At 64.1% G+C, this 2,533-nt stretch carries 2 protein-coding genes; both read left to right on the plus strand.

The features are described 5' to 3' along the window. Positions 1-279 (plus strand): hypothetical protein (locus BQ17_RS22380; protein ID WP_218068101.1); only part of this gene is annotated, 279 nt, incomplete at its 5' end. A 253-nt stretch (positions 280-532) separates the two neighbouring features. Beyond that, positions 533-2,086, plus strand: coding sequence for a class I adenylate-forming enzyme family protein (locus BQ17_RS04715; RefSeq protein WP_089724726.1), 1,554 nt, complete (start codon positions 533-535; stop codon positions 2,084-2,086). The last annotated feature ends 447 nt before the right edge of the window (positions 2,087-2,533 follow it).

Here is a 2,533-nt window from a genome sequence, read left to right on the forward strand (position 1 = left end):
TGCTCTGAGCGTTGCCGACAGCTGGTGATGGGGTCCGTAAGCCGTCTGAAAGACGGCGGTCCCAGCCGGACTCGCGTTCCCGGAACCGCCGACATCTTGTCGGCCCCTGGGACCGCCGACATTCTGTCGGCTTCTGGGACCACCGATATCTTGTCGGCTCTTCTGGTTACCGGGGAGAACCCGAATACCGAGTTGCCGGTCCAACTGGTCATCAGGCGTCGTGTTGCGTTACGCCGCGTTCGACGCCGTGCTTCCCGAAGCCTTTCCCCGCGCGGCTAACGCAACCTCTCTGACTCCCACGCTCCAGCGTCATGAAACCTCGGCCGCTGGAGCGGCCACAGCGGCGTTCCCACGCCGGAGCGTGGGAACGAGAAAAAAGACTGGTAGCCGGCGACTGGTAGCCGGCGACTGGTAGCCGGCGACTGGTAGCTGGCGACTGGTAGCCGGCGACTGGTAGCTGGCGACTGGTAGCCGGCGACTGGTAGCCGGTATCATCCTTAACCTCTAGGCAGCCGAATTCGGAGCATTTGTTATGTATATCGGTGACTATCTGGGCCGGCGCGCGCTTTATTCTCCCGATCGGATCGCGATCATCGATGTCGGTAAGGAGCCCGTGCTGCGGCTCAGCTACCGGGCGTTCGACGAGCGGGCCAACCGGCTCGCGGGCTGGTTGCGGGAAGTGGCCGGCGTCGGTAAGGGGGATCGGGTGGCGATCCTGGCCCGGGACGGGGTGGAGCACTTGGATGCCTTTTTCGCCTGCGGCAAGCTGGGGGCTATCCACACCGCCCTCAACTGGCGTCTGCACGCCCGGGAGCTGGCGGCCCTGATCGAGAAGACCGGGCCCAAGGTCCTGCTCTATTCCGACGATTTCCGAGAGGCCGCGCGGTTCCTGCAGCAGGACGCCACCGACCGGTCCCATACCATCGGCCATTATCTGCACTGTGAGGGGAGCGGTATCCCCGGCAGTCATCCGCTCCAAGAGGTGCTGGAACGGACAGCACCGGCGGCGATTACCTGTGACTCCCTGGACCTGGAGGATACCGCCTGTCTGCTGTTCACCGGGGGTACCACCGGCCTCCCGAAGGGCGCCATGATCAGCCATCGGATGATCGTGTGGAATGTGCTCAATACGGTGATCCACGATCTGCGCCATGATGACATCTATCTGTGTGTGTTCCCCTTGTTCCACGCCGGGGGCCTGTTCGCCTATCTTTCCGCTCAGATCATCTTCGGCAATACCAGTGTGCTCACGCGCCAGTTCGACCCGGTCCAGGTGCTGGGCCTGATCGAGCAGGAGCGGATCACGGTCTTCGCCGGGGTGCCCACTATGTACCAGGCGTTGACCCAGGCCCCGAACTGGTCGAGGGCCGATCTTGGCAGTCTGCGGTTCTGCACCAGCGGGGGGGCCCCGCTGCCGGTGCCTCTGATCGAGCAGTACGGCGAGCAGAAGGGGGTCCGGTTCAAGCAGGGTTTCGGCATGACCGAGTTCGGCCCCGGCTTGTTTGCCTTGCCTGCGGAGGACGCGCAGCGCAAGGCGGGCAGTATCGGACGCCCCAACTATTTCATCGATGCGCGGGTGATGGACGACGCCAACCGCCTGCTGGGGCCCGGCGCCGTCGGCGAGCTGGTGTTGAAGGGCCCCAGCCGCTTCTCCGGTTACTTCGCCGATCCCGAGGAGAGCGCCCGGGCCCTGGACGCGGACGGCTGGTTCCACACCGGGGATCTGGTCTACCAGGACGAGGAGGGATATTTCTTCGTCACCGACCGCAAGAAGGATATGTATATCTCGGGGGGCGAAAATGTCTACCCCACCGAGCTCGAGGGCGTGCTCTACCGGCATCCGGCCGTGTTTCAGTGTGCCGTCATCGGGATACCGGACCCACGCTGGGGCGAGGTGGGCATGGCCTGCGTGACCCTGAAACCTGGGGCGACGGCGACCGAGGATGAACTCATCGCCTTTCTGCGCGAGAACCTGGCCGCCTACAAGGTGCCCAAACAGGCCCGGATCCTGGAGGCGCTGCCCTTGTCCGGTATGGGGAAGATCCTCAAGCGGGACCTCAAGGAGCAGATCCTGGCCGAGATGTAGCCCGGTCCATGAGCCGGGCGCGGTGAGGGGGGATCGTGGATGTCGGGTGGGCAATTCAGCTACCAGCTACCAGCTACCAGCTACCAGCTATCAGCTATCAGCTACCAGTCGCCGGCTACCGGTAGCTGGTGACTGGTAGCCGGTGACTGGATGAATCCCAAAGACGTATATTGAGCATAGGAAGATCCGGATAGATGACAAAGGCTGAAGGCGGGATGCGCTGCGCTTTCCCGCCCTACGGGGCTGTCCGGAGGATTCGACTGGGATCATCGGTTCAAGGCGCTCTCTGGCTCCCACGCTGGAGTGTGGGAACGAGCCAAAAGAGGAGTTGGGGAGAGGGGGACAAAGCCCGTAGGGGAGAGGGGGACAAAGCCCGTAGGGCGGGTCAGGCGCGTGCGCCAAGCGCCGCGATTGCCGCGGCGGTGGGCGCGCCGTCACCCGCCGGAT

It is taken from the genome of Candidatus Thiosymbion oneisti (genome assembly GCF_900092655.1).
GTDB lineage: Bacteria > Pseudomonadota > Gammaproteobacteria > Chromatiales > Chromatiaceae > Thiosymbion > Thiosymbion oneisti.

Bases quoted from the DNA above. Each gene is read 5' to 3' on its own strand.
- BQ17_RS04715 (WP_089724726.1), top strand. From the start codon at position 533: ATGTATATCGGTGACTATCTGGGCCGGCGCGCGCTTTATTCTCCCGAT.